The organism is Streptomyces sp. NPDC002138, from assembly GCF_040296485.1.
GTDB lineage: Bacteria > Actinomycetota > Actinomycetes > Streptomycetales > Streptomycetaceae > Streptomyces.
The window spans coordinates 47,304-72,496 of sequence record NZ_JBEOXE010000005.1 but is presented as its reverse complement, the minus strand read 5'-3'; the positions used below and the strand labels follow the sequence as shown (position 1 = coordinate 72,496).

Below are 25,193 nucleotides of genomic sequence, written 5' to 3'. Positions count from 1 at the left end.
GAGAGCCTGCTACGGATAGTGCGATGGTAGAACGCCCACACCACGCGGTGACAGGGGCTTTCCGGAAATAGCACGCTCCGGGAACGCTCAGTGGTTCAACGGGAGTTGTACGACCAGCAGTTTCCCGGCCATCGTGACCCCGCCGTCCATGGCGATGGCGAGGCCGTCCGCGTAGACGTGGGGGCCGTCGATGGTCTCCGGACCGTGGGTGTGCTCGCCGTCCTCGGTGCCCACTTCGCCCAGCAGGTACGGGATGGGACTGTGCCCGTGCACGACGCGTCCGCCCCCGTAGGTGTCGAGCAGCTCGCGCACGGCCTGGGGGCCGCTCTCCTGGTCCCGGAAGGCGAAGCGCTTGGTGAACTTGCGGAACAGGTCCCAGGTCTCGTCCGCGTCGTGCTGGTTGAGCAGTTCGTGGACCTTGTCGTTGACGTCCTCGATGGAGTCGCCGTAGTCGAGGTAGGCGGTGGTGTCGGAGTGCAGCAGCAGGTGGCCGTCCTCCAGGGCCGCCGCGTCCAGCCGGGACATCCACTGCAGGTGTACGTCCTCCAGGCGATCCATGTCGGTGCGCTGTCCGCCGTTGAGCAGCCAGGCGGCCTGGAAGGTCGCGGTGCCGGCGCCGGACACGACGGGGGTGTCGCCGAACCTCTTGGCCCCGATGAGGAGCAGCTCGTGGTTGCCCATGAGGGCCTTGCAGTAGCCGCCCGCGGCGGCGGCCTCGGCGGAGAGCCGCATCACGAGGTCGATCACGCCGATGCCGTCGGGGCCGCGGTCCGTGAAGTCGCCGAGGAACCAGAGGCGGGCGTTCCCGGCCGACCACCGGCCGTCGGCGTCGATGAGGTCCTGCGCGTGCAGCTCGGTGACCAGCTCGTCCAGGTAGCCGTGCACGTCGCCGACGACGTAGAGCGGCCCGGGTCCTTCCGCGGGGGCGTCCTGGGGGACGTACTGGACCTGGACGGTGTCGCCCGGTCCGCCGCGGCTGATGATCGGGAGGTCGCGCTGGGTCGGCGTGTAGTCCTCGGACTCCGCGCCCGGATCGGAATGGCCGGGGTGCTCGGGATGTTCGGGCACCGCGCCGAGGGGCGCGGCGGGCTCCGGCGCGGAGTGCGGGCCGGGTGCGTGCGCGGGGGCGGGGGCGTAGGCGGGCCGTGGCGGCGGCACGGGGGCGCCGTCGCCGTAGTACGCCGGGTACTCGCCGTAGACGGGGGCTTCGCCGTACACGGGCGCTTCCGCGTAGACCGGAGCTTCGCCGGGCACGGCGGCCGTGGCCGTGTCCGTGCCGTACGCGGCGGGCGGGGCGAACGGGACCCGGAAGTCCCGCAGCGTCTCCGTCCGCGTCGCGGGTTCCTGACCGGCCCCCTGAGTCATCGACCCCTCCACCACCGTCGCGCTGCCGTACATCTGCGGACCCTCCTGACCTCCGAGGTCGGAGGGTCCGTGATGTCGTGCGCCCATCATAGGAATGCAGCTCGCGCTCTGTGACGCACCAGGGGTGGTGAATCCTGGCCGGAGCCGGTCGTTCCTACCGTTTTCCTCCGATATGTGTGTTGCGGAATCCTCGGAGGTCAGTCTCCGGCGGGGGATCGGGGTGGGCTGACCGTGGTGCGCGGCTGCCTGCGCTGCGATGACGTTCTGACGATCAGTTCGGTCGGGACCACCTGCTCGACGGGCCGTCCGGTGTCCACGCCCTCGATCGCGTCGATGAGCAGCTGCACGACGGCCGTGCCGATGCGACGTGGTTTGAGGGAGAGGGTGGTGATGGGCGGTTCGGTGGTGGCGTACACGGTGGACTCGCTGCAGCACACGAGCAGGAGGTCCTCGGGCACCCGCAGGCCGTAGCGCCGGGCGGCGGCCAGCAGGTCGGTGCCGTTGGGGTCGAAGAGCCCGTAGACGGCGTCGGGGCGGTCGGGCCGGGCGAGCAGCCGGTCGGCGGCCACGGCTCCGGCGCACGGGTCGTGGGCGGGGTAGGACTCGTAGACGGGATCCTGACCGACCCGCTCGCACCAGCTGAGGTAGGCGGTGGTGGAGAGCCGGGTGTAGGTGTCGGTGGTGGTGCCGGTGAGGAGTCCGATGCGCCGGGCTCCGGCGGCGGCGAGGTGGTCGAGCAGGTTGAGGACGGCGGCCTCGTGGTCGTTGTCGACCCAGGCCGTGACCGGGAGGGACCCGGCGGGGCGGCCGTCGGAGACCACCGGCAGGCCCTGGCGGACCAGCTCGGTGACGACGGGATCGTGGTCGGAGGGGTCGATGACGACGGTGCCGTCGAGGGCGACATTCGACCAGACGTCGTGCCGGGAGGTGGCGGGGAGGATGACCAGGGCGTAGCCGCGCGCGAGTGCGGCGGAGGTGGCGGCCCTGGCCATCTCGGCGAAGTACGCGAACTCGGTGAAGGTGAAAGGTTCATCCCCGTACGTCGTCACGGTCAGGCCGATGAGGCCCGATTTGCCGGTACGGAGGGTTCGGGCGGCGGCGGAGGGGCGGTAGCCCAGCCGGTCGGCCACCTCGCGGACGTGGCGGCGGGTGGCGTCCGGGAGCCGCCCTTTGCCATTGAGCGCGTCGGAGACGGTCGTGATCGAGACGCCGGCCGCGGCGGCCACGTCCCTGATTCCCGCGCGGCCCGGACGGCCCGCGGTCCGCCGGGGGGTCTCGGTCCGGCTCACCTGATGCTTCCCTGCTGCTGTCATGGCGAGCCGATAGTAGGGCTCGGTGGGGTGGTTGGGCCGTATGCATATGCAGGCGTTGACAGGCACGATTCTGCAAGGTTCGCCACCCCCAATGACCTTGGAAACAAAGGCGTTTGGTAGCCATGAGTGACCGTGGGGCTTGTCGTCGGGTACGAACATGCCAAAGCGATGAGGTCTCGGACCGGTCTCAACTCACCTGCACGAGGGACGCGCGCCACGGCGCAGGCCACCGGCGCACGCATATATGCATGCGCTCCCCCTCATTCCTGGCGCCCACCATTCTCGGGAGCGCGGAATCCTCATATGGTGAGCAGTATTGAGTTGCACGGGATGGTCGAGGAGGACCTGCGGTGAGCGAGAAGAGCCCGAGGCTGCGCGCCGAGCTGGATGGCATTCCCACCTACAAGCCGGGGAAGCCCGCCGCCGCCGGAGGCCCGGTGGCGTACAAGCTGTCCTCCAACGAGAACCCCTACCCGCCGCTGCCGGGCGTACTCGAGAGCGTCGTGGGGGCGGCCGGGGACTTCAACCGCTACCCCGACATGGCCTGCACCGGGCTCGTCAACGAGATCGCCGAGCGCTTCGGCGTGCCGGTCGAGCACGTGGCGACCGGCACCGGTTCGGTCGGGGTGGCGCAGTCGCTGATCCAGGCGACGGCCGGCCCGGGCGACGAGGTCATCTACGCCTGGCGGTCCTTCGAGGCGTACCCGATCATCGTCCAGATCTCCGGGGCGACCTCGGTGAAGGTGCCGCTGACCCCCGGCGACGTGCACGACCTGGACGCGATGGCCGAAGCGATCACCGAGCGCACCCGGCTGATCTTCCTCTGCAACCCCAACAACCCCACCGGCACGGTCGTGCGGCGTGCGGAGCTGGAGCGCTTCCTGGACCGGGTGCCCTCCGACGTCCTGGTGGTGCTGGACGAGGCGTACCGCGAATTCGTGCGCGACACCGAGGTGCCGGACGGCGTCGAGATCTACCGGAACCGGCCGAACGTGGCGGTCCTGCGGACCTTCTCCAAGGCGTACGGGCTGGCCGGTCTGCGGGTCGGCTTCGCGATCGCGCACGAACCGGTGGCGGCGGCGCTGCGCAAGACGGCGGTTCCGTTCGGCGTCAGCCAGCTGGCCCAGGACGCGGCGGTCGCCTCGCTGCGGGCCGAGGACGAGCTGATGGGCCGGGTCGGCTCGCTGGTCGGTGAGCGCGCGCGGGTGTACGAGACCCTGCTCGCTCAGGGCTGGTCGGTGGTGCCCGAGACCCAGGCGAACTTCGTGTGGATGCGGCTGGGGGAGCGCACCGCCGACTTCGCGGCGGCCTGCGAGAAGGCCGGTGTGGTGGTCCGGCCCTTCGCGGGTGAGGGCCTGCGGGTCACGATCGGTGAGACCGAGGCGAACGACCTGTTCCTGCACACGGCAGAGGCGTTCTTCAAGGAGCTGTAGGCCCGGGGCCCTTTTCCGGGGGCCTGTGAGGGGTCCCTGGAGGTCTGTGGGCCTGTGGGAGCTGTGTTACGCCAGTTCCACGCGGATGGGGTCGCCGTCATGGACGGTGGCCAGCAGGCGGGGGTCGCCGTCGAACGAGCCGAGGACGTTGCACGGGCTCGCCAGGCGGCTCTCGCCTCCCCGTGAGATGGGGGTCGGGCCGTACGGCAGCGCGAGGGCGTCGCCCTCGGTCCAGAACGCGACCGTGCCCGGGTCGACGACCTGGCGCGCGTCGTCCTCGAGCGCCACGGAGACGCCGGTGTCGAAGTAGATCTCCTCGCCCCAGGTGTTGGCGGAGGCGGAGATCGGCAGCGCCTCCAGCAGGGCCTTGGCCGTCGGGGTGTCGTCGAGGGTTGCGGTGAGCTGGCCGGAGGGCCAGGAGATTCGTATCTGCATGGGCCGCATTCAACAATCTGTTGAATGGATTGGCTAGGGGACCCCGCCTGAAAGATGGCTGCACCTGTGCGCCATAATGCTTGTGAATGTGAACGCGTTCACAAGCGCGCCCCGGTTCCTCCCGTATTGGGTGGGCTCCACGGGGGCGCACTGCGGCTCTGACCACGGCGACGCGAAGGAGAAGACGACGTGGACCTGGCTCTGGCGCCGGAGACACTGGCGCGATGGCAGTTCGGCATCACCACCGTCTACCACTTCCTCTTCGTCCCCCTGACGATCTCGCTCGCCGCGCTCGTCGCGGTCCTGCAGACCGCCTGGGTGCGGACGGAGAAGGAGAAGTACCTCAAGGCCACCAAGTACTGGGGCAAGCTCTTCCTGATCAACATCGCGATGGGTGTCGTCACGGGCATCGTCCAGGAGTTCCAGTTCGGCATGAACTGGTCCGACTACTCGCGGTTCGTCGGTGACGTCTTCGGTGCTCCGCTGGCCTTCGAAGCCCTGATCGCCTTCTTCTTCGAGTCGACCTTCATCGGTCTGTGGATCTTCGGCTGGGACAAGCTGCCCAAGAAGATCCACCTCGCCTGCATCTGGATGGTGTCGATCGGCACCATCCTGTCCGCCTACTTCATCCTCGCGGCCAATTCCTGGATGCAGCACCCGGTCGGGTACCGCTTCAACAAGGAGACCGGCCGTGCCGAGCTGACCGACTTCTGGCTCGTGCTGACCCAGAACACCGCTCTCAGCCAGGTCTTCCACACCCTGACGGCGGCCCTGCTGACCGGCGGCGCCTTCATGGTCGGCATCGCGGCCTTCCACCTGCTGCGCAAGAACCACATCGCGGTGATGCGGACCTCGCTGCGGCTCGGCCTGATCGCCGTGGTCATCGGCGGTCTGCTCACCGCGATCAGCGGCGACACCCTCGCCAAGGTCATGTTCAAGCAGCAGCCGATGAAGATGGCCGCCGCCGAGGCGCTGTGGGACGGGGAGAAGAGCGCACCCTTCTCGATCTTCGCCTACGGAGACGTCGACAAGGGCCACAACAAGGTCGCCATAGAGGTCCCCGGCGTCCTGTCCTTCCTCGCCGACAACAACTTCGACTCCTTCGTCCCCGGCATCAACGACGTCAACAAGTCCGAGCAGGAGAAGTACGGTCCCGGCGACTACCGGCCCGCGATCCCCGTCGCCTACTGGGGCTTCCGCTGGATGATCGGCTTCGGCATGGCCTCCTTCGCCATCGGTGCGGTGGGGCTCTGGCTGACCCGACGGAAGTTCATGCTCCCGCCGGCCCTGCGGACCGGCGAGGACGAGAGGCCCCACCTGGTCCTCTTCAAGAGCGCGCTGAGCCCCCGGCTCACCCGCCTGTACTGGCTCGGCGCGATCTGGACGCTCGGCTTCCCGCTGATCGCCAACTCCTGGGGCTGGATCTTCACCGAGATGGGCCGTCAGCCCTGGGCCGTCTACGGGGTCCTGCGCACCGCCGACGCGGTCTCGCCCACGGTCTCCCAGGGCGAGGTGATCACCTCGATGGCGGTCTTCACCGCGCTCTACGCCGTGCTGGCGGTGATCGAGGTCAAGCTCCTCGTGAAGTACGTCAAGGCAGGCCCGCCGGAGCTGACGGAGGCCGACCTCAACCCGCCCACCAGGATCGGCGGCGACGACACCGACGCCGACCGGCCGATGGCCTTCTCGTACTGAGGCAGGGGAGACCACACCATGCAACTCCACGACGTCTGGTTCGTGCTCATCGCCGTCCTCTGGACCGGCTACTTCTTCCTGGAGGGCTTCGACTTCGGAGTCGGCGTACTGACCAAGCTGCTGGCCCGCGACCGCAAGGAGAAGCGGGTCCTGATCAACACGATCGGGCCCGTCTGGGACGGCAACGAGGTCTGGCTGCTCACCGCGGGCGGCGCGACCTTCGCGGCCTTTCCCGACTGGTACGCCACGCTCTTCTCCGGCTTCTACCTGCCGCTGCTGATCATCCTGATCTGCCTCATCATCCGGGGCGTGGCCTTCGAGTACCGGCACAAGAGGCCCGAGGACAGGTGGCAGTCCAACTGGGAACACGCCATCTTCTGGACCTCGCTGATCCCGGCCTTCATGTGGGGCGTCGCCTTCGCCAACATCACGCGGGGCGTGAAGATCGACGAGCACAAGGAGTACGTCGGCACCCTCTTCGACCTGCTCAACGTGTACTCGCTCCTCGGCGGCCTGGTCACCCTCACCCTGTTCACCTTCCACGGCGCGGTCTTCACCTCGCTCAAGACGGTCGGTGACATCCGGGACCGCTCGCGCACGCTGGCCACCCGGCTCGGGCTGCTCACCGCCGTGCTGGCGCTCGTCTTCCTCACCTGGACCCAGGTGACCAAGGGCGACGGCGCCAGCCTGGTCGCGATGGCCATCGCGGTGATCGCCCTCCTCGGCGCGCTGGGCTGCAACATGGCGGGCCGTGAGGGCTGGTCGTTCGCCCTGTCCGGGATCACCATCGCGGCCGCGGTCGCGATGCTCTTCCTGACGCTCTTCCCGAACGTCATGCCCTCCTCGCTGAACGACGCCTGGAGCCTCACGGTCACCAACGCGTCCTCCACGCCCTACACCCTCAAGATCATGACCTGGTGCGCGGGCGTGGCGACTCCCCTCGTCCTGCTCTACCAGAGCTGGACCTACTGGGTGTTCCGCAAGCGGATCGGCACGCAGCACATCGCCGACACGCACTGATCCCACCCTCCTGTCTGACCCGGCCTAGGGGATGTTTCACGTGAAACCGATCGACCCGCGCCTGCTCCGGTACGCCCGTGCCACCCGCCTCTTCCTGGGGGCCGTGGTGGCTCTGGGGCTCGCCGGAGCGGGGCTGGTCGTCGGTCAGGCGATGCTGATCGCCGAGATCGTGGTCGGTGTCTTCGAGGACGGGCTGGACGGTCCGGCCCTGCGCACGCCCCTGCTGCTCCTCGCGGCGGTGGCCCTGGGCCGGGCTCTGGTGGCCTGGCTCACCGAGCTCGCCGCCCATCGCGCCGGCGCCGCGGTCAAGTCGGAACTGCGCCGACGCCTGCTGGACCGGGCCGCGGATCTGGGCCCGTCCTGGCTCAGCGGCCGGCGGACGGGCTCCCTGGTGACCCTGGCCACCCGGGGCGTGGACGCACTCGACGACTACTTCTCCCGGTACCTGCCGCAGCTCGGCCTCGCGGTCGTGGTCCCGGTGGCGGTACTCGCCCGGATCGTCACCGAGGACTGGGTGTCGGCGGCGATCATCGTGGTCACCCTGCCCCTGATCCCCCTCTTCATGATCCTCATCGGCTGGGCCACGCAGTCCCGGATGGACCGCCAGTGGCGGCTGCTGTCCCGGCTGTCCGGCCACTTCCTCGACGTGGTCGCGGGGCTGCCCACGCTGAAGGTCTTCGGCCGGGCCAAGGCCCAGGCCGAGTCCATCCGGACCATCACCGAGGACTACCGGCGCGCGACCATGCGCACGCTGCGCATCGCCTTCCTCTCGTCCTTCGCGCTGGAGCTGCTCGCCACCCTCTCGGTGGCGCTGGTCGCCGTGACCATCGGCATGCGGCTCGTGCACGGTGACCTCGACCTGTACACCGGTCTGGTCATCCTGATCCTGGCGCCCGAGGCGTACCTGCCACTGCGGCAGGTCGGGGCGCAGTACCACGCGGCCGCCGAGGGGCTGGCGGCCGCGGAGGAGATCTTCGAGGTCCTGGAGACACCGGTGACCGGCGCGGGCGGTACGACCGCCGTGCCGCCCGCCGCCCGCGCCGGGCTGAGCTTCGAAGGCGTCGCGGTCCGCTACGAGGGCCGCGCCGAGTCCTCCCCCGGGCCGGTCTCGCTGACGGTCGCGCCGGGGGAGTGCGTCGCGCTCACCGGCCCCAGCGGGGTCGGCAAGTCCACCCTCCTCCAGGTGCTGCTGGGCTTCGTCGCGCCGACCGAGGGCCGGGTGCTGATCGGGGGCGTGGACCTGGCCGAGCTGTCCCTGGAGCAGTGGCGCGAGCGGATCGCCTGGGTGCCGCAGCGCCCGCACCTGTTCGCGGGGACCATCGCGGAGAACGTACGACTGGCCCGTCCGCAGGCCTCGGACGAGGAGGTCGCGCGGGCTCTGCGGGACGCGGGGGCCGAGGAGTTCGTGGCCGCGCTGCCGGGCGGGGCCCGAACCCCGCTGGGCGAGGGTGGGACCGGCCTGTCCGCGGGCCAGCGCCAGCGGCTCGCGCTGGCCCGGGCGTTCCTGGCCGACCGGCCGGTGCTGCTGCTGGACGAGCCGACGGCCGCCCTGGACGGGCAGACCGAGGCCGCGGTGGTGGACGCCGTACGCCGACTGGCCGCCGGGCGGACGGTGCTGCTCGTGGTGCACCGGCCGGCGTTGCTGGCGGTGGCGGACCGGGTGGTGGCCGTGGGGACCGGCACCGGGGCCGTGCCCCGGCTCCCGGCGCGGGAGCCCGACGCGAGCCCGGCGCCGCCCGCCCCGACGGCGGCGCACGGTGAACCCGGCGGATGGATCCCGGGGGAGGCCGCCGAGAAGGAGGCGCCCGCCGGGGTCCGGGGCGCCCGCGCAGGCGCGCACCCGCTCGCGCGGGTACGGGCGACCGCCGCGCGGTGGCAGGGCCGCTTCCGGCTCGGGCTGCTGCTCGGGGCGCTGGCCGTCGGCTCGGGAGTCGGGCTGATGGCCGTCTCCGGATGGCTCATCTCCAGGGCCTCGGAACACCCTCCCGTCCTCTATCTGATGGTGGCCGTCACCGCGACCCGGGCCTTCGGCATCGGGCGCGCCGTCTTCCGCTACGCGGAGCGGCTGGTCTCCCACGACGCCGTGCTGCGGATGCTCGCGGAGCTGCGGGTCTCCGTCTACCGGCGCCTCGAGCGCATCGCGCCCGGAGGGCTGCGCGAGCGGCGCCGCGGGGATCTGCTGACCCGCCTGGTGGCCGACGCCGACGCCCTGCAGGACTACTGGCTGCGCTGGCTGCTGCCGGTCGGCACCGCCGTCCTCGTCGGACTCGGCTCGGTCGGCTTCACCGCCTGGCTGCTGCCGGAGGCCGGGGCCGTGCTCGCCGTCGGACTGCTCGCCGCCGGGATCGCGGTGCCGCTGGTCAGCGGTGCCTGCGCGCGGCGGGCGGAGCGCAGGCTCGCCCCCGCGCGGGGCGAGCTGGCCACCCGGGTGGCGGATCTGCTCTCCGGTACGGCCGAGCTGACCGTCGCCGGAGCGCTGGCCGGACGCAAGGAGCGGGCCCGGGAGAGCGACGGGGTCCTCACCCGGATCGCCGCCCGGGGCGCCGCGGCGACCGGGATCGGCGGCGGGCTGTCCGCGCTGATCTGCGGGCTGATCGTGGTGGCGGCCGCCGCCGTCGCCGCGGGGGCGGTGCACGACGGACGCCTCGGCGGAGTGGCGATGGCCGTCGCCGTGCTCACCCCGTTGGCCGCTTTCGAGGCGGTCAACGGGCTCCCCCTGGCCGTCCAGTACCGCCAGCGGGTCCGGCGCAGCGCCGAGCGCGTCTACGAGGTCATCGACGCCCCCGCGCCGGTCGCCGAGCCGGAGCGGCCGGGCCGGGCGCCCGCCTCCCCCTTCCCGCTGCGGCTGACCGGGCTCGCCGCCCGGCACCCCGGGCAGGAGGACGACGCGCTGCGGGAGGTCGACCTGACCCTCGACGCGGGCCGCCGGATCGCGGTCGTGGGGCTCTCCGGTGCGGGCAAGACCACGCTGGCCCAGGTGCTGCTGAGGTTCCTGGACGTGGGCGAGGGCTCGTACACCGTCGCGGGGACCGACGTACGCACCCTGGACGGGGACGACGTACGCCGCCTCGTGGGCCTGTGCGCGCAGGACGCGCACCTCTTCGACAGCTCGGTACGGGAGAACCTGCGCCTGGCCCGGACCGGGGCGAGCGAGGCGGAGCTGCGCGCCGCGCTCGCCGCCGCACGGCTGCTGGACTGGGCGGACGGGCTGCCCGAGGGGCTGGACACGCTCGTGGGTGAGCACGGCGAACGGATCTCCGGCGGTCAGCGGCAGCGGCTGGCGCTGGCTCGCGCGCTGCTGGCCGACTTCCCGGTCCTGGTCCTCGACGAGCCCGCCGAGCATCTGGACCTGGCCACCGCGGACGCCCTGACGGAGGACCTGCTGCGCGCCACCGAGGGGCGGACCACGGTGCTGATCACGCACCGGCTGGCCGGTCTCGACGCGGTGGACGAGATCCTCGTACTGGACGGCGGCCGCGTCGTGCAGCGCGGTCCGTACGAGGTGCTCGTGGGCGTCGAGGGACCGCTGCGGCGGATGGTCGAGCGGGAGCGCGAAGGAGATCTGGCCGGAGCGGGCCGCCCGTGACCGGCGTGACCGGGCCGTAGGACGACCGGTACCGACTTTCCCCAGCAAAAGGGACTAACTAGGCTCACAGGCATGTCAGTGCAGGAGTCACAGGAGTCGCAAGACCCACCGGACCCGCTGGAGGCCGCCACCCAGGCCACCCGGAGTCTGCAGGGGCTGTCCACCGAGCTCACCGCCCGGGTGCCGCAGCTGCTGGAGGCGATGCGGTCGGTCGGCACCGGCCTCGAACTGCACTCCACACTGGACCGCATCTGCGAGACCGCCGCGGAGCTGGCGAACGCCCGCTACGCGGCGATCGGCGTCGTGGACACGGAGGGCCGCGGGCTCTCCGACTTCGTCACCCACGGCGTCGACACCGAGACGGCCCGGCGCATCGGACACCGCCCCGACGGCAAGCGGGGCCTGCTCGGAGCGCTCATCGAGCACCCGGACACCGTCCGGCTCGCCGATCTGACGAGCGATCCGCGCGCCTCCGGTTTCCCGCCGGGCCACCCCCCGATGAAGACCTTCCTCGGCGTACCGATCCGGGTCCAGGGGGAGATCTTCGGCAATCTGTACCTCGCCGAGAAGCACGGCGGCGTCGAGTTCAACGACTACGACGTCCACATGGTCCGGGTGCTGGCGACCGAGGCGGGCATCGCGATCGGCAACGCCCGCCTGTACGAGGCCGCCACCCAGCGCGAACGCTGGATCGACGGCTCGGTGGCCGTCACCACCGCGCTCCTGTCGGGCGGGGACGCCGACGACGCGCTCGCCGTCGTCGCGGAACAGGCCCGGCGACTGGCGGACTCGGCGGCCGGGATCGTGATGCTGCCCTCCGAGGAGGGCGGGATGGAGATCGTGGCGGTCTCCGCCGAGAACCCCGCCACCTCGCTCGGTGTACAGATCCCGGCGGAGAGCCCCGTGGTGGACAAGCTGCTCCGCGGGGAGCCGGTGTTCGTGGACGACGCGTCCTCGGATCCGCGCATGATCAGCCGCCTGACCAGCCAGTACGGGCCCTGCATGATGCTCCCGCTGCACAGCGGCGGTCGGGTGCTGGGCGCGCTGGTGACGCCCCGGGCGCGCGGGAAGCGGCCGTTCAGCGAGGCCGAGCGGACCCTCGCCACCCAGTTCGCCTCGCAGGCGGCGCTGGCGCTGATGATGGCCGAGGCCCAGCGCGACCGGGAGCGGCTCGCGGTGTTCGAGGACCGCGACCGGATCGCCCGTGACCTCCACGACCTGGTCATCCAGCGGTTGTTCGCCACCGGGATGATGCTGGAGGGCGCCCAGCGCCGCTCCATCGTGCCCGAGGTGCGCGACGGGGTCGGCAAGGCCGTCGACGAGCTGGACGTGACGATCCAGGAGATCCGGACCGCGATCTTCGCCCTCCAGCAGGGCCCGGCGGAGGCCCCGTCCGGGCTGCGCACGCGGGTGCTGCGCGAGATCAACATGGCGGCCGTACCGCTGGGCTTCAAGCCCGCGCACCGCTTCCTGGGACCGATCGACGCGGTCGTCGGCGAACTCGTCGGCAAGAACCTGATCGCCGCGCTGCGCGAGGCGCTGTCCAATGCGTTCCGGCACTCCGAGGCGGCCCGGATCGAGGTGGTGCTGGACTCGACGATCACTCTGGCGGACGGGCGGCCCGGCGTCCGGCTGGAGGTCGCGGACGACGGGGTGGGCATCACGGAGGGCGGCCGGCGGAGCGGGCTGCGGAACCTGCGGCGCCGGGCGGAGTCGCTGGGCGGGTCGAGTTCGTACGGCCCGGGCATCGGGGAGGACGGCGGCGGGACGACCGTGGTGTGGGAGGCCCCGCTCTAGGGCGTGTTGTAAGTCCCGCCTTGCCTTCGGGCGCCCGGGGCTAGGCCCGTCAGCCCTGGTGGCGGGGCAGGTCGGCCAGGATCTGTTCGATGACGACGGCGACCCCGTCCTCGTTGTTGGCGACCGTACGTCCGGACGCCGCCGCGATCACGGCGGGGTGGGCGTTGGCCATCGCGTACGACGTGCCCGCCCAGCTCAGCATCTCGATGTCGTTGGGCATGTCCCCGAAGGCGACGACCTCGGCCGCGGAGATGCCGCGCTGCGCGCAGCAGAGCTCCAGGGTGCTGGCCTTGGACACGCCCAGGCCGCTGATCTCCAGCAGCGCGGTCGGGCTGGAGCGCGTGATCGCGCCGTACTCCCCCGCGGCGGCGCGGGCCAGGGTCAGGAACGCGTCCGGCGACAGCTCGCCGTGGTGGGCGAGCAGCTTGAGCACGGGAGCGGCCGTCGTGGACGGGTCCGCGTACAGGAGCTTCTCGGCGGTGGCCACCGTGGCACCCGGGTCCTGGTAGAAGGGCGGGTACGCCGGCTCGTAGTGGATGCCGGTGGTCAGCTCGACGGCGAACGAGCTGCCGGGGGCGGCGGCGCGCAGGGCGTGCACGACGGCCAGGGCCGCCGACCGGGGCAGCTCGCGGACCTGGACGAACTCCCGGCCGGCGTGCAGATCGACGACGGCGGCGCCGTTCGCGCAGATGGCGAGGCCGTGGCCGTGCACGTGCTCGCTGACGACGTCCATCCAGCGGGCCGGTCGCCCGGTGACGAAGAAGACCTCGATCCCGGCCTCCTCGGCGGCCGCGAGGGCGGCGACGGTGCGGTCCGACACGGACTTGTCGTCGCGCAGCAGGGTGCCGTCCAGGTCGGTGGCGATGAGGCGGGGCGTGGGAAGCGGCCCGTCCGGGCGCTGGGGAGCCGAGGTCACGGCTCCATCTTCGCCCATGGGCCCGCCCGGCCCGACCAGGGGCGTGGGGGAGGGACACCGCGCCGGGCCGGATGCGGCGCGTACGGGGCGTTCACCCGGATCGCCGTAGGCTCTGGGCATGAGTCTGCGTCTGAGCACTGTGATCCTCCCGGTACGCCGCTGGCACGACGGCGGCCGCGATCAGTGGCTGCGAGCCGAGGAACTCGGCTTCCACGCCGCGTACACCTACGACCACCTCTCCTGGCGGACCTTCCGGGACGGCCCGTGGTTCGGCGCCGTGCCCACCCTGACCGCCGCGGCCGCCGCGACCCGGCGGATGCGCCTGGGCACCCTCGTGACCTCGCCCAACTTCCGGCACCCCGTGACCCTGGCCAAGGACCTCATGTCGCTGGACGACATCTCCGGCGGCCGGATCACCCTCGGCATCGGGGCGGGGGGCAACGGCTTCGACGCGAGCGCGCTCGGGCAGGAGCCCTGGACCCCGCGCGAGCGGGCCGACCGGTTCGCCGAATTCGTACCGCTGCTCGACCGGCTGCTGACCGAGGAGTCGGTGACGCACGGGGGCACCTTCTACTCCGCGAACGAGGCCCGGAACATCCCGGGCTGCGTCCAGCGGCCCCGGCTGCCGTTCGCCGTGGCGGCGACCGGTCCGCGCGGGTTGAAGCTGACCGCCCGGCACGGGCAGGCGTGGGTGACCACGGGCGACCCGAAGCTGTTCGAGGCGGGCACCCCGGAGCAGTCGGTCGAGGCGCTGCGGGGCCAGATCGACAGGCTGGGCAAGGCGTGTGCCGAGATCGGCCGGGACCCGGAGTCGGTCGAGAAGATCCTGCTGACCGGCTTCACCCCCGAGGCGAACACGATGCTGCGCTCGCTCGACGCGTTCGTGGACTTCGTGGGACGCCACCGCGAGCTGGGCTTCAGCGAGCTGGTGATCCACGCGCCGATCCCGGACACCGAGTTCGCCGCCGACCCCGCGGTGTTCGAGAAGATCGCCACCGAGGGTCTCGCGCAGCTGGCCTGACGGGTGGACCGGGCGGGGTGGGGGCGGGCTGTGCCGCCCCCACCCCGCCCGTGATCAGGCCTTCAGCCCGGCCAGCGCGGCTTCGGCACGGGGCAGCAGCCAGGCCGGCGCGACGCCTTGCGGCAGGGCGCGCAGCTCCTCGACGTAGGCCGTCAGCCGGGCCGTGGCGCGGTCCGCGCGGGCCAGTTCCCGGTCGGTGTCGGTGGCGCCCTGGACGCACCAGAACCGTTCCTGGACGCGCTCGGGGCCGAACCCCGCGTAGAGCGCGGCGGCCCGGTCCCACAGCGAGACCCGCTCCTCGCGCAGCAGGCGGGCCTCGGCCTCGGTCAGCGCGGCCGGGGGCTCGCCCACACCTTCGCCCGCACCTTCGCCGACACCCTCGCCGACACCCTCTCCGTCCGCGCCGGGCCGGGGCCGGAGGCGGTGGCCGAGCAGCTGGGTGAGCTGCTGCCAGGTCTGGGCGAGTTCGAAGCGCAACCGAGCCGTCTGCGCCTGCGGGGTCCCCTCCGGGTCCGCGGCCAGGGCGGCCTCGATGACCTCCACCGCCTCGTCCATCCGGCGCCGTGCCCGGGCGAATCGGTCCACGGAGCTCTCCCGGATCCCACCGCCCTCGCTGCCCGCGGTCTTCCCCTCGACCGTCAGCCAGGCCAGCGAGCGCAGCATCCGGACCTCGGCCACCGGGGCGTCCCCGATCGCGCGGCGCAGCTCCAGCGCCCGCTCGTAGGCGGCGACGGCTTCCTCCTCCATACGGGCACTGGACAGCGCGTCGGCCGCGGACTGCGCGAGGTGTGCCTGCGGCCGGGGGTCCTCCCAGCCCTTGGCGACGTCCGCGGCCAGCAGGTACTGCTCGGCCGCTCCCGCCGGGTCGCGCAGGTCGGACAGCAGGTCACCGAGCAGCTCGCGCGCCTGTACCTCGGCGTGCTCCCCGTGCCCGACCAGGTCCGCCAGCGCGGACTGGAGCACCTCCACCGCCTCGGCCGTGCGCTCGGCCGCCGCGTAGGCGCGGGTGAGCAGCAGCCGGGCCCGGGCCCCGCCCGTCTCGGTGAGTCCGGCCAGATCGAACCAGTGCGCACCGTCCAGGGCATGGCGGGCCGCCTCCGCCACGGCTTCTTCGTCCCCGCGCAGCAGGATGTCGGCGAGGGCCAGGCGTACGGAACCGTGCGTTTCGGCGTCGGTCACCTCGGCCGAGTGCGCCAGGGCGGCGCGCGCCGCTTCCTCGGCTTCCCCGGGGCGCCCGAGGGACATGAGTACGCGCGCCCGCAGGGCCAGCGGATCCACCGCGAGCCAGGGCCGCCCGGCCGCGACGGCGTGCCCGGCGGCCGAGGCGAGCAGGGTCTCCGCCCGCTGCGCGGCGCCCGCTTGGAGGTGGATGCGGGCCAGCAGCTCCTCGGCGTCGGCCGCCAGAGCGGCCCGGTCCGGTCCGAGGGCGCCGGTGGTGGCGGCGCCCTCGGTGACCTGGGCGGCTTCGGTTCCTTCGGTTCCTTCGGTTCCTTCGGATACCTCGGTTCCTTCGGTTCCTTCGGTTCCTTCGGTGGCTTCCGCGACTTCGGTGGCTTCCGCGACGAGGGTCTCGAGGGCGGCGAGCAGGTCCTGGTCCGCGCCTTGGTGGGCGTGGTCGGTCTCCGCCGCGCGCAGGTACGACTCCACGCGGATCCGGGTCAGCTCGGCCGCCGCGACCCGGCGGGCGCGCAGCGGGTCGGCCGCGTCCAGCGCCGCGGCGGATCCGGCGGCCGCCGCGAGCAGTTCGCGCAGCTCGGCGGGACCGGCTCCGGCCCGGGCGGCCGCGCTGACCAGCCACAGCTCCGCCAGAACGGCCCGGTCCGGCTGACCGGCGGCCCGGTGGGCGTCGCGGACCTCGGCGAACAGGGCCCGTACCCGCCCGGGACCGGCGCCCCCGGCCTCCGCCCCGGACTCCGGCTGCGCGGCCCCCCGCTCCGCGGCCCGGGCCACCGCCAGCGCCCGGTGCTCCAGCAGATCCGCGGCCAGCGCGGCGTCCACCGGCTCCCCCGGCTCCCCCGGATCATCCGACCCCGGCGCACCCGGCGCCCGTACCGCCGCCCGCGCCGCCAGCTGTGCCCACAGCGCCCGCGCCTCGGGGTGCCCCACGGCGCGCGCCGCCCGCGCCCGGGCCACCAGCTCCGCGAAACCGGCGGCCCCCGCCTCCGGGCCCCCGGCAGCGACCGCTCCCGCGGCGACCGCTCCCGCAGCGACCGCTCCCGCAGCGACCGCCCCGGCAGCGACCGCCCCGGCAGCGACCGCCCCCGCACCGGCCCGCCCCGTACCGGCGGCGACCGTCTCCGGGAGGCCCGCGCTGCGCACCCCGAGCGGCAGGACGTCCACCACTGGCAGGCGCCCGATCCGTGCCGTGAACCGGTCGGAGGCCCGGGTGTTGCCGTTGCGCGCGTCGAAGCGCCGCGCACCCGCCAGCGCGTCGGCGTGCAGCAGCGCGTACAGCTCGCGCACGCTCCGCATCGCCCCCTGGTGGGCGACGGCGGGTCCGTCGCCGAGGCCCAGCTCGGTGAGGCGCCGCAGCAGGACGAGGATGCCCCCGTAGAACTCCACCAGCGCGTCGACGTCGCTCAGCCGGCCGAGGTGCGCCGCGTGCTCGGCGAGGATCTCCAGCCCGCGCGGCTCGTTGCCGGTGAGCGCGCAGAACTCGATGTGCTTGCCGATCGAGCGCAGCAGGCTGTCGTTGCCCCGGGCCATCCGGTACCCGCGCAGGTGGTTCGAGCGGGCCTCGTCGAGCCGCCCGAGGCGCAGCAGCGGCAGCAGGGACTGGGCCAGCACCCGGTGCGGCTCCTCCGCGCAGGTCAGCTTGCCCGCCAGGACCGGCTGCCAGACCTCGACGGCCTTGGCGTCCTCGCCCTTGTGCGCCCAGAACCAGCCCTGGGTGTTGATTTCGCAGGCGTGACAGTCGCTCATGCTGTCCCGCCCGGCGGTCATCCAGCGGGAGACGGCCGACTCGGCGCGCGCGTCGTCGGCGAGGGCGTCCGCGAGGAACAGCTCGGCCTCCCGCACGGGCCGCTCGGTGTAACCCGCGAGCCGGTAGCGGCGTTCCATTTCGGCGAGCCAGCCGGTGGCCGACTCGATGGATATCTCCGGCGAGGCGGTGAGGGCCGAGGCGACCCACTTGAACTGCCAGAACAGGGCGCTGACCTCCCACTGCGCGAACGCGCCGGGATCGCGGTCGTACTCCTGGAGCAGCCGGGCGAAGGGCACCAGCATGCGCGGCCGCTCGGCGGAGTACTCGTACGCGTTGATCTGGTTGTCGAGGGCCGACCGGAAGAGCGCCGGGTCGCCGCTCGCCTCGGCGGCGGCGCTCAGCTCCTCCGCGAGCGCGTTGCGCGCGGCGCCGTTGGGCAGGTGCGGGTTGTCCTCGAGACCCTGGCGGATCTGCTCGGGGGTCATCGCGCTCACTTCTGGGTCCCTTCGGTTCCGGCGGAGTGGGTCGCCCATTCGAGCAGCCCGAGGAAGGCCCGGTTGAGCAGGCTGGAATCGGCCGGGCGCAGCGGGCGCTGTGCCATCAGCAGGGCCTGTCCGTACAGCGACTCGACCGCGGTACCGGCCAGTTCCCCGTCCGGGATCGAGGCGATCCGGCGGACCAGCGGGTTGTTGTGGTTGAGCACGAGGCGGGCCCGCGGGGCGGAGCCGCGCAGGGAGCCCAGGATCCCGCTCCACAGGGAATCGGCGCTCTCCTGCGCGCTCACCCGGTCGCGCTCCTGGCGGGCCTGGCGGTCGTCGAGGTGGAGGGCGGGCACGCCGACGGGCTGGAAGGCGCGCAGTACGACGTCACAGCTCTGCGCCTCCAGCCGGATCCGCGCGGTGGAGAGGAAACCGGTGAGGGCCAGCTCGGCTTCGGCGGGGACGGGATCGAGCCGGTCCGTGACGGCGCCGGCGTCCAGCTCGGTGACCTTGATGCCGGGGCGTACGGCGGGCAGCAGGGCCAGCAGGTCGGCGTCGTAGGTGTATCCGGCGTTGATCACGCCCAGCCCGTGGGCGGCCGCGATCGGGGCGATCTGGCGGAACTCCTCGACCGTGCGCGTGAAGTGGATGTCGGTGTGCGCGGCGGCGAACTCCTCCAGGCTCATGGAGCCGTCGCTCGTCTCGAACGGCAGCCACGGCAGCATCAGCCCGAGCAGCTCGGCGTCGTGCCGGGCGAGGGACTTCACGCCGAGGTGGTGGACGCGCAGGAAGGCCGCGAGCCGCTCGGGCTCACTGGCGGCGAGTTCGGCCAGCCAGGTGCGGATGCGGGCGCCGAGGGCTTCGCGCACGGCGGCGAGGGTCTCGTCGTCGTAGAGGTTCTCGCGGGAGGCGGTGGGCCGCAGGGTGTCCGTGTCGAGGACGGCGCGGACGAAGAAGGCCCAGTCCGGGAGCAGATTGTCGGCCTGGTCGGTGAGCAGCATGCCCTTGAGGTGGACGCGGTGTCCGGACCGGTGGGCGGGGCTGGTGGGTTCGGGGAGCACGTACGCCACGCCGCGCACGCCCGCGACCGGCAGGTCGAGGTCGATGCTGTCGAGGGGGCTGAAGCCGAAGAGGCGCGCGCAGTGTCCGGCGAGGGCGGTCCGGCGGGCGGCGGGGGTGGGGTACGGGCGGTCCCAGACGGCGGGCCGGTCGGTGATCGGGCGCGGGGCGGCGGCCGCGTCGTCCGGGGCGCCGTCCGACGTGTCCCGGAAGGTGATGTCGTAGGGCAGCAGGGAGCCGTAGTCACGGGCCAGCTGCTCGACCTGCGCGGGCACGGTCCATTCCTCGGCGCCGGGCCGCGCCTCCAGGTGGACGGTGGTGCCGGGCTCGGGGCGGGCCTCGTGGGGGAGTTCGCGCACGGTGTACGAGCCGTCGTCGGTGGCGAGCCACTCGACGGGCGCGGCCTGCGGGTCGCGGGCGGACCGGGTGACGACGCGGATCCGGCGGGCGATGACGAAGCAGGCGAGCAGGCCTATGCCGAACTGGCCCAGGAACTCCTGGCGGGTGGTCTCCAGCCCGTGCTCGCCGCCGCGCTTGGAGCTGCGGCCGATGGTGGCGAGCAGCGAATGCGCCTCGGCGGCGGTCAGGCCGATGCCGGTGTCCTCGATGGAGACCCGTCCGGCTCCGGCGGACAGCCGGATACGGACCACCGCGCCCGGGTCGTGGGCCTGGCGGGCGGTGATGGCGTCCACCGCGTTCTGGAGCAGCTCGCGGACGTACACGCGCGGGCTGGAGTAGAGGTGGTGGGAGAGCAGGTCGACGAGTCCGCGCAGGTCGACCTGGAAGGAGCTGGCCACCGGCTCGGGCAGACCTGCGCCGCCGGGGCTCTCCGGCGTCTCGGCTGCCTCGGCCGGCGGGATGGTGGAGGACATGGAAGGTCACCTCGCGTGTGCAGGGGTTGTCCGGCGATCGCGAGGTACCCCCCCTCACCGACCGTGCGCACCAGGTTAGGGGGCGGCTCTGACAATCACTCAGGGAATTCCGGGCCGTTCTCGCGGGTGTTTCCGGCGGGGGGCATTCCGCCCCGGGTGCGCCGGGCGGGCTACGGCAGGCGCAGGAATTCCGGAGGGACGGATTCCACCAGCCACACCCCGTTCGCGCTGACCCGGAACACGTGCCCGGCCGTCCGCATCGCGCCCGCGTCCACGCTGAGCACCACCGGCCGGCCGCGCCGCGCGCCCACGCGGGTGGCGGTTTCGCGGTCGGAGGAGAGGTGGACGTGGTGGCGCCGCATCGGGCGCAGGCCCTCGGCGCGGATCGGGCCGAGGGCGGCGGCGACGGTGCCGTGGTAGAGGTACGCGGGCGGTTCGGCCTCGGGGAGGCCGAGGTCGACGTCGACGGTGTGGCCCTGGCTGGCCCGGATGCGGGTGCCCGCCACGGCGAAGCGCTGTTTGTCATTGGTGGCGACGACGTGGTCGAGCTCGGCCCGGGTGAAGGGGAAGCGGTGGTCCGCGGCCGCGCGCAGGAGGTCGTCGATCTCCACCCAGCCCTGGGCGTCGAGCACCAGTCCGATCCGTTCCGGCTGATGCCGCAGGTGTTTCGAGACGTATTTGGACACCTTCACGGTGCGTTTCTCGTCCATGGAGGCCAGGGTGCCCGGTGGAGGGCGGCAGGCCAAAGGGTTTGTGTCCCCTCGGCTGCGGGCGGATTCCGCCGACGCGGTCCCCTGTTCGGTCCCCTGTGCCCGCTAGGCCCCCCTATCGCGCTTTCGGTATACGGAATATGTTTTCCGTTGCACCTGACCCCGGGGGAGGAACCATGACCACACCGGCTTCGACCACACCGGCCCTGGCCGCACCGGCTTCGACCACACCGGCCCTGACCACACCGGCGGCCCTGGCCGCACCGGCCGCGGCCGTCGCCACGGCCTCTCTGCCGCGCCGCGCCGCCGCCGAACTCGTCGGCACCTGCGGGCTCCTCGTCGTCGTGATCGGATCCGGCATCCAGGCCGCCGCCCTGAGCCGGGACACCGGCGTGGCCCTGGTCGCCAACTCGCTGGCCTCGGCGATCGGACTCGGTCTGATCATCACTCTGCTGGGCCCCCTGTCCGGGGCGCACCTGAACCCCGTGGTCAGCCTCACCTCCTGGTGGGCCGGGCGCGGCGGCGGCGAGGGTCTGGGCGGGCGCGAGGCCCTCGTCTACACCGCGGCCCAGACCGCGGGGGCCATCGGCGGCGCGGTGCTCGCCGAGACCATGTTCGGGCGGGTACCGGGCACCTTCGCCACCCAGGTCCGGGGCGGCGGGCACCTGCTGATCGGCGAGGTCGTCGCCACCGCAGGGCTGGTCCTCGTCATCCAGGGGCTCGGGCGGATCGGGCGGGCGAGGCTCATCCCGGCCGCGGTGGCCGGGTACATCGCCGCCGCGATCTGGTTCACCTCGTCGGGGTCCTTCGCCAACCCGGCCGGCACCGTGGGGCGCGCCTTCAGTGACTCCTTCACCGGGATCGCGCCGCAGTCGCTGCCCGGGTTCGTCGCGGCGCAGCTGGTCGGCGGGATCCTGGGCCTCGCCCTCGCGGCCCTCCTCTACGGGAACCGCCCCGCGGGGGCTGCCGGTGGTGCGGGCGACGGCGCGGGCGTGGGTGCGGGCGACGGTGCGGGCGCGGGCGTCGGCCCGGGTGACGCCTCCGGTTACGTACGCGCCGGATGACCTGTCCACAGGCCGGACCCACTTGTCCACAGCTGTTTCGGTGGGTTTTGTCGGCAAACGGGTGACCGCCCTGTGGAAACTAACCGCCGCGCCGCGCCAGCGCGTTCATCGTCCGGGCCTGCAACTCCCGCTCCGTCGCGGCCCGGACGAAGTCCGCGACGTGGTCGGCCCCGACCAGCTCCTGCACCGCCCGTACGGTCTCGGTCGGCAGCGCCACCGGAGAGGGGCCCGGCGGCTGCGGCGGCCCGACCGCCCCCAGGTGCCGCTGGAGGTGCCGGGTCGCGAGCGTCTGCATGGCCCGGGCCAGCTCGGCGTCCACCGTCTGCTGGGCCAGCGGACGCAGTCTGCGCACCATGGCGGCCGCGGCGGTCGCCGCGGCGTCCGTCAGGGTCAGCTCCACCGCGCACGCGGGGTCGATGGCGGCGGTCGCGTCGGTGTGGTGGCCGAGGTAGCGGGCGAAGACGTGCTCGGTGGTGAACTCCAGGAAGCGCGAGGCGATGTGTTCCACCTGGCCGCGCAGTTCCCGCAGGTGGCCCGTGATGGCCGACAGCGGCACCCCGGCCGCATACAGCTCCGCGGCCACCGCCAGCTCCTGGGGCGAGGGGACCAGGAACTCGTCCTCCCGCCCCGGGATCCGCTCCAGGACGCCCAGTTCGCAGGCCTCGTCCACCGCCGTGTCGTCCGGCGTGCCGCCGAACCGCTCGTTCAGCTCGGCCCGGCTGATCCGGGCCGCCTCCTCGTCCGTCCACGGCCCGTGCACCTCGGCGACCAGCCCGAGTACGCCGCCCAGCCCGCGCCCGGCGTCCCAGGCCTCCAGCAGCTCCTTGATGGAGGCCAGGGTGTAGCCGCGGTCCAGCAGGTCGGCGATCTGGCGCAGCCGCGCCAGGTGCGTGTCCCGGTACACGTTGGACCGGCCGCGCCGCTCCGGCTTCGGCAGCAGGCCGCGGTCCTGGTACGCCCGGATCGTGCGCACCGTCGCTCCGCTGTGGTGCGCCAGATCCTCGATCCGGTACTCGGCTACCGCCTGATCGGACAATCCCACTCCCTACGACAGGCCCACGAGGGGCCCACGACAGGCCCTACGACATGGCGGCTCGGCCGACCGCTCCCGCCGCGGCGCGGGCGGCAGGCGAAGTCGTCAGGTACTCGACCGCCCTGCGCAGCGAGCCCTCCTGCGAGGGATGGTACGACCGCCGGAAGTAGCGGGGTATGGCCGCGCCCAGCTCTCTCCAGGTCGGCAGCAGTCCCTTGGCGACGGCCTGGTTGTGGGCGCGCAGCGAATACCGCAGCCGTCCGGCCAGTTCGGGGTCGTTGCGTATGAGGTACGCCGTCCCCCACACCCACAGCCAGGCCAGCACCGGGGCCACCACGGCCATTCCCTCGATCCGGCGCGCGTAGCGGGCCGCGCCGCTGCCCCCGCAGTGCTGGTACATGTCGAAGGCGACGGAGCGGTGCTCCACCTCCTCCGCGCCGTGCCAGCGCAGCAGGTCCAGCATGACCTCGTCCGCGCCGGCCCGGTCGAGCCCCTCGGCGCGCAGCACCCAGTCGCCGAGGACGGCCGTGAACTGCTCGATCGCGGCGACCAGCGAGAGCCGGAAGCGCAGCCACTCCCGCGCGGGCAGCAGCAGGTGCAGCACATTGATCACATGGGTGGCCGTGGGCTCGTCCGGTATCCAGTGCAGCGGGGTGGTCCGCCAGTCGAAGGCCACCCGGCGCGGGACGATCCGATAGGCCCCGCTCACAGCCGGGGCTCCAGCTTCGCGAAGGCCCGCAGCGCTCCGGGGGCGAAGCGGGACAACCAGAGGGCGCTCTTGGACTCGGGCGTCACGGGCACGACCGCCTGGTTCTTGACCACGGCCAGCAGGATCGCGTCGGCGACCTTCTCCGGCGGGAAGTTGCGCAGCCCGTACAGCCGCGAGGACCTCTGCTGGCGGCGCTTCTCCTCGGCGGCGTCCACCCCGGTGAACCGGGAGGTGGCGGTGATGTTGGTGTTGACGATGCCGGGGCAGATCGCCGAGACCCCGATCGACCGGTCCGCCAGTTCGGCGCGCAGACACTCCGAGAGCATCAGCACCGCCGCCTTCGAGGTGCTGTAGGCGGGCAGGCTCCTGGTGGGCAGGTAGGCCGCGGCGGACGCGGTGTTGACGATGTGGCCGCCCTGCCCGCGGTCGGCCATCTGCTTCCCGAAGATCCGGCAGCCGTGGATGACGCCCCACAGGTTGACGTCGAGGACCTTCTTCCAGTCCTCCGAGCTGGTCTCCAGGAACGGTCCGGAGAGCCCGATCCCGGCGTTGTTGACCAGGACGTCGACGATTCCGTACTCGGCGGCGACCTTCACCGCGAGCTTCTCCATCGCCTGCTCGTCGCTCACGTCGACGCATTCGCCCCAGGCCGCCGGTGCGCCCACGAGGCGGGCCATCTCGGCCGTCCGGGAGGCCCCTTCGCCGTCGCGGTCCACGGCCACCACCCGGGCGCCCGCCTCGGCGAACGCGAAGGCCGTGGCCCGCCCGATGCCGCTGGCGGCGCCGGTGACCAGGACGAGCTGTCCGCCGAACCGGTCGGCGTACCTCCCCGGGGCCTTGCGCTCCGGCGCCCGGGTCGCGGGCTCCTCCCGGGAGGTGACGAACTCACCGATCCACGCGGCCAGCTGGTCCGGCCGGGTCCGCGGCACCCAGTGCTTGGCCGCCAGGGTCCGGCGCAGCAGATCGGGCGCCCACAGCTCCAGGTCGTCGTAGAGCCGCTCCGACAGGAACGCGTCCCCGGTCGGGGTGATCAGCTGCACCGGTACGTGCGCGTACGCGTCGGCGCGCGGGCGGCGCAGCCGCGGCCGGATGTTGTCCCGGTAGAGCCAGGCGCCGTTCGCCGCGTCCGAGGGCAGCGACCCCGTCGGGTAGTCGCCGGCGGGGATGTTCTCCAGCCGCTCCAGCATCGCGGGCCACCGCTTGCCGAGCGGCCCGCGCCAGGCCAGCTCCGGGAGCACCGGGGTGTGCAGCATGTACACGTACCAGGACTTGGCACCCTGCCCCAGCAGCTGCGCGGCCCGGCGCGGGGTCGGCCTGGCCATCCGCTTCTTGATCCAGTGCCCGAAGTGGTCGAGCGAGGGACCGGACATCGAGGTGAAGGAGGCGATCCGCCCCTCCGTGCGCCGCACGGTTGCGAATTCCCAGCCCTGTACGGATCCCCAGTCGTGCCCGACCAGGTGCACCGGCCGGTCCGGGCTCACGGCGTCCGCCACCGCCAGGAAGTCGTCCGTCAGCTTCTCCAGGGTGAAACCGCCGCGCAGCGGCACGGGCGCCGTGGACCTGCCGTGCCCGCGCACGTCGTAGAGCACCACATGGAAGCGCTCCGCCAGGCGCTCGGCGACCTCCGACCAGACCTCCTTGCTGTCCGGGTACCCGTGCACCAGCACCACGGTCGGCCGCTCGGCGTCGCCCAGCTCCACCACGCACAGCTCGACCCCGCCGGTGCTCACCCGGCGCTCCCGCGCTCCCGCCAGTCGCATCTC

The 25,193-nt window shown here is 72.8% G+C and carries 17 protein-coding genes; 7 read left to right on the top strand and 10 right to left on the bottom strand.

The genetic code is table 11. The features are described from left to right. Window positions 1-87: 87 nt before the first annotated feature. A complete protein-coding gene (locus tag ABT084_RS04555) occupies window positions 88-1,398 on the bottom strand; it encodes a metallophosphoesterase (RefSeq protein ID WP_351038193.1) in 1,311 nt (436 codons plus the stop codon). 164 nt (window positions 1,399-1,562) lie between these two features. After that, on the bottom strand, window positions 1,563-2,678 hold the full coding sequence (locus ABT084_RS04550) for a LacI family DNA-binding transcriptional regulator (RefSeq protein WP_351038192.1): 1,116 nt from the start codon (window positions 2,676-2,678) through the stop codon (window positions 1,563-1,565). A gap of 350 nt (window positions 2,679-3,028) precedes the next feature. Between ABT084_RS04550 and hisC the strand changes: the two genes are divergently transcribed. After that, window positions 3,029-4,111 (top strand): histidinol-phosphate transaminase, encoded by a 1,083-nt coding sequence (gene hisC, locus ABT084_RS04545; RefSeq protein WP_351038191.1) that lies wholly within the window; start codon window positions 3,029-3,031, stop codon window positions 4,109-4,111. A 66-nt stretch (window positions 4,112-4,177) separates the two neighbouring features. On the opposite strand, the gene ABT084_RS04540 is transcribed toward hisC, so the two are convergent. Then, the gene (locus tag ABT084_RS04540) at window positions 4,178-4,546 is read right to left on the bottom strand and encodes a cyclophilin-like fold protein (protein ID WP_351038190.1); all 369 of its coding nucleotides are present in this window, start codon (window positions 4,544-4,546) and stop codon (window positions 4,178-4,180) included. Between the two features lie 189 nt (window positions 4,547-4,735). Between ABT084_RS04540 and ABT084_RS04535 the strand changes: the two genes are divergently transcribed. The 4 genes from ABT084_RS04535 to ABT084_RS04520 all read left to right on the top strand — a co-directional run bounded on the left by ABT084_RS04535 (window position 4,736) and on the right by ABT084_RS04520 (window position 12,644). Beyond that, entirely contained in the window at window positions 4,736-6,241 is a 1,506-nt protein-coding gene (locus tag ABT084_RS04535; protein WP_351038189.1) for a cytochrome ubiquinol oxidase subunit I, read from the top strand. Between the two features lie 18 nt (window positions 6,242-6,259). Beyond that, window positions 6,260-7,261 carry a cytochrome d ubiquinol oxidase subunit II gene (cydB, locus tag ABT084_RS04530; RefSeq protein WP_351038188.1) on the top strand — a complete coding sequence of 334 codons (1,002 nt, stop codon included), beginning with the start codon at window positions 6,260-6,262 and terminating at the stop codon, window positions 7,259-7,261. Window positions 7,262-7,301: 40 nt separating this feature from the next. Continuing rightward, window positions 7,302-10,847 (top strand): thiol reductant ABC exporter subunit CydD, encoded by a 3,546-nt coding sequence (cydD, locus tag ABT084_RS04525; protein WP_351038187.1) that lies wholly within the window; start codon window positions 7,302-7,304, stop codon window positions 10,845-10,847. 72 nt (window positions 10,848-10,919) lie between these two features. Continuing rightward, window positions 10,920-12,644, top strand: a complete 1,725-nt coding sequence (locus tag ABT084_RS04520; RefSeq protein ID WP_351038186.1) for a sensor histidine kinase — start codon at window positions 10,920-10,922, stop codon at window positions 12,642-12,644. A gap of 49 nt (window positions 12,645-12,693) precedes the next feature. On the opposite strand, the gene ABT084_RS04515 is transcribed toward ABT084_RS04520, so the two are convergent. Beyond that, complete coding sequence (locus tag ABT084_RS04515) at window positions 12,694-13,578, bottom strand: Cof-type HAD-IIB family hydrolase (RefSeq protein WP_351038185.1); 885 nt, start codon at window positions 13,576-13,578, stop codon at window positions 12,694-12,696. A 100-nt stretch (window positions 13,579-13,678) separates the two neighbouring features. Between ABT084_RS04515 and ABT084_RS04510 the strand changes: the two genes are divergently transcribed. Next, window positions 13,679-14,581: an LLM class flavin-dependent oxidoreductase gene (locus tag ABT084_RS04510; RefSeq protein ID WP_351038184.1), complete on the top strand. Its 903-nt coding sequence runs from the start codon at window positions 13,679-13,681 to the stop codon at window positions 14,579-14,581. 54 nt (window positions 14,582-14,635) lie between these two features. Here ABT084_RS04510 and ABT084_RS04505 read toward each other — a convergent pair whose 3' ends face one another. From ABT084_RS04505 to ABT084_RS04495, 3 genes are all read right to left on the bottom strand, one after another. Beyond that, on the bottom strand, window positions 14,636-17,998 hold the full coding sequence (locus ABT084_RS04505) for a hypothetical protein (RefSeq protein WP_351038183.1): 3,363 nt from the start codon (window positions 17,996-17,998) through the stop codon (window positions 14,636-14,638). Further along, on the bottom strand, window positions 17,995-19,914 hold the full coding sequence (locus ABT084_RS04500) for an HSP90 family protein (RefSeq protein WP_351038182.1): 1,920 nt from the start codon (window positions 19,912-19,914) through the stop codon (window positions 17,995-17,997). The genes ABT084_RS04505 and ABT084_RS04500 overlap by 4 nt, the downstream gene beginning before the upstream one ends. Before the next feature lie 170 nt (window positions 19,915-20,084). Continuing rightward, a complete protein-coding gene (locus ABT084_RS04495) occupies window positions 20,085-20,624 on the bottom strand; it encodes an RNA 2'-phosphotransferase (protein WP_351038181.1) in 540 nt (179 codons plus the stop codon). Window positions 20,625-20,800: 176 nt separating this feature from the next. Here ABT084_RS04495 and ABT084_RS04490 point away from each other — a divergent pair, with 176 nt between their 5' ends. Then, a complete protein-coding gene (locus ABT084_RS04490) occupies window positions 20,801-21,688 on the top strand; it encodes an aquaporin (protein WP_351038180.1) in 888 nt (295 codons plus the stop codon). A 79-nt stretch (window positions 21,689-21,767) separates the two neighbouring features. Here ABT084_RS04490 and ABT084_RS04485 read toward each other — a convergent pair whose 3' ends face one another. The 3 genes from ABT084_RS04485 to ABT084_RS04475 are packed head-to-tail and all read right to left on the bottom strand — an operon-like array spanning window position 21,768 to window position 25,190. Continuing rightward, window positions 21,768-22,724, bottom strand: a complete 957-nt coding sequence (locus ABT084_RS04485; RefSeq protein ID WP_351038179.1) for a MerR family transcriptional regulator — start codon at window positions 22,722-22,724, stop codon at window positions 21,768-21,770. Between the two features lie 43 nt (window positions 22,725-22,767). Further along, window positions 22,768-23,430: a metal-dependent hydrolase gene (locus ABT084_RS04480; RefSeq protein WP_351038178.1), complete on the bottom strand. Its 663-nt coding sequence runs from the start codon at window positions 23,428-23,430 to the stop codon at window positions 22,768-22,770. Beyond that, window positions 23,427-25,190 (bottom strand): SDR family oxidoreductase, encoded by a 1,764-nt coding sequence (locus ABT084_RS04475; RefSeq protein ID WP_351038308.1) that lies wholly within the window; start codon window positions 25,188-25,190, stop codon window positions 23,427-23,429. Before ABT084_RS04475 ends, ABT084_RS04480 begins: the two co-directional genes overlap by 4 nt. Window positions 25,191-25,193: the final 3 nt, after the last annotated feature.

What these genes read in the sequence shown, in the direction of transcription:
- ABT084_RS04475 (WP_351038308.1), bottom strand. Translation starts at nt 25,190, where the DNA reads ATGCGACTGGCGGGAGCGCGGGAGCGCCGGGTGAGCACCGGCGGGGTC.
- ABT084_RS04490 (WP_351038180.1), top strand. Translation starts at nt 20,801, where the DNA reads ATGACCACACCGGCTTCGACCACACCGGCCCTGGCCGCACCGGCTTCG.
- ABT084_RS04555 (WP_351038193.1), bottom strand. Translation starts at nt 1,398, where the DNA reads ATGTACGGCAGCGCGACGGTGGTGGAGGGGTCGATGACTCAGGGGGCC.
- ABT084_RS04550 (WP_351038192.1), bottom strand. Translation starts at nt 2,678, where the DNA reads ATGACAGCAGCAGGGAAGCATCAGGTGAGCCGGACCGAGACCCCCCGG.
- ABT084_RS04510 (WP_351038184.1), top strand. Translation starts at nt 13,679, where the DNA reads ATGAGTCTGCGTCTGAGCACTGTGATCCTCCCGGTACGCCGCTGGCAC.
- cydB (WP_351038188.1), top strand. Translation starts at nt 6,260, where the DNA reads ATGCAACTCCACGACGTCTGGTTCGTGCTCATCGCCGTCCTCTGGACC.
- ABT084_RS04500 (WP_351038182.1), bottom strand. Translation starts at nt 19,914, where the DNA reads ATGTCCTCCACCATCCCGCCGGCCGAGGCAGCCGAGACGCCGGAGAGC.
- ABT084_RS04540 (WP_351038190.1), bottom strand. Translation starts at nt 4,546, where the DNA reads ATGCAGATACGAATCTCCTGGCCCTCCGGCCAGCTCACCGCAACCCTC.
- ABT084_RS04520 (WP_351038186.1), top strand. Translation starts at nt 10,920, where the DNA reads ATGTCAGTGCAGGAGTCACAGGAGTCGCAAGACCCACCGGACCCGCTG.
- ABT084_RS04495 (WP_351038181.1), bottom strand. Translation starts at nt 20,624, where the DNA reads ATGGACGAGAAACGCACCGTGAAGGTGTCCAAATACGTCTCGAAACAC.
- ABT084_RS04515 (WP_351038185.1), bottom strand. Translation starts at nt 13,578, where the DNA reads ATGGGCGAAGATGGAGCCGTGACCTCGGCTCCCCAGCGCCCGGACGGG.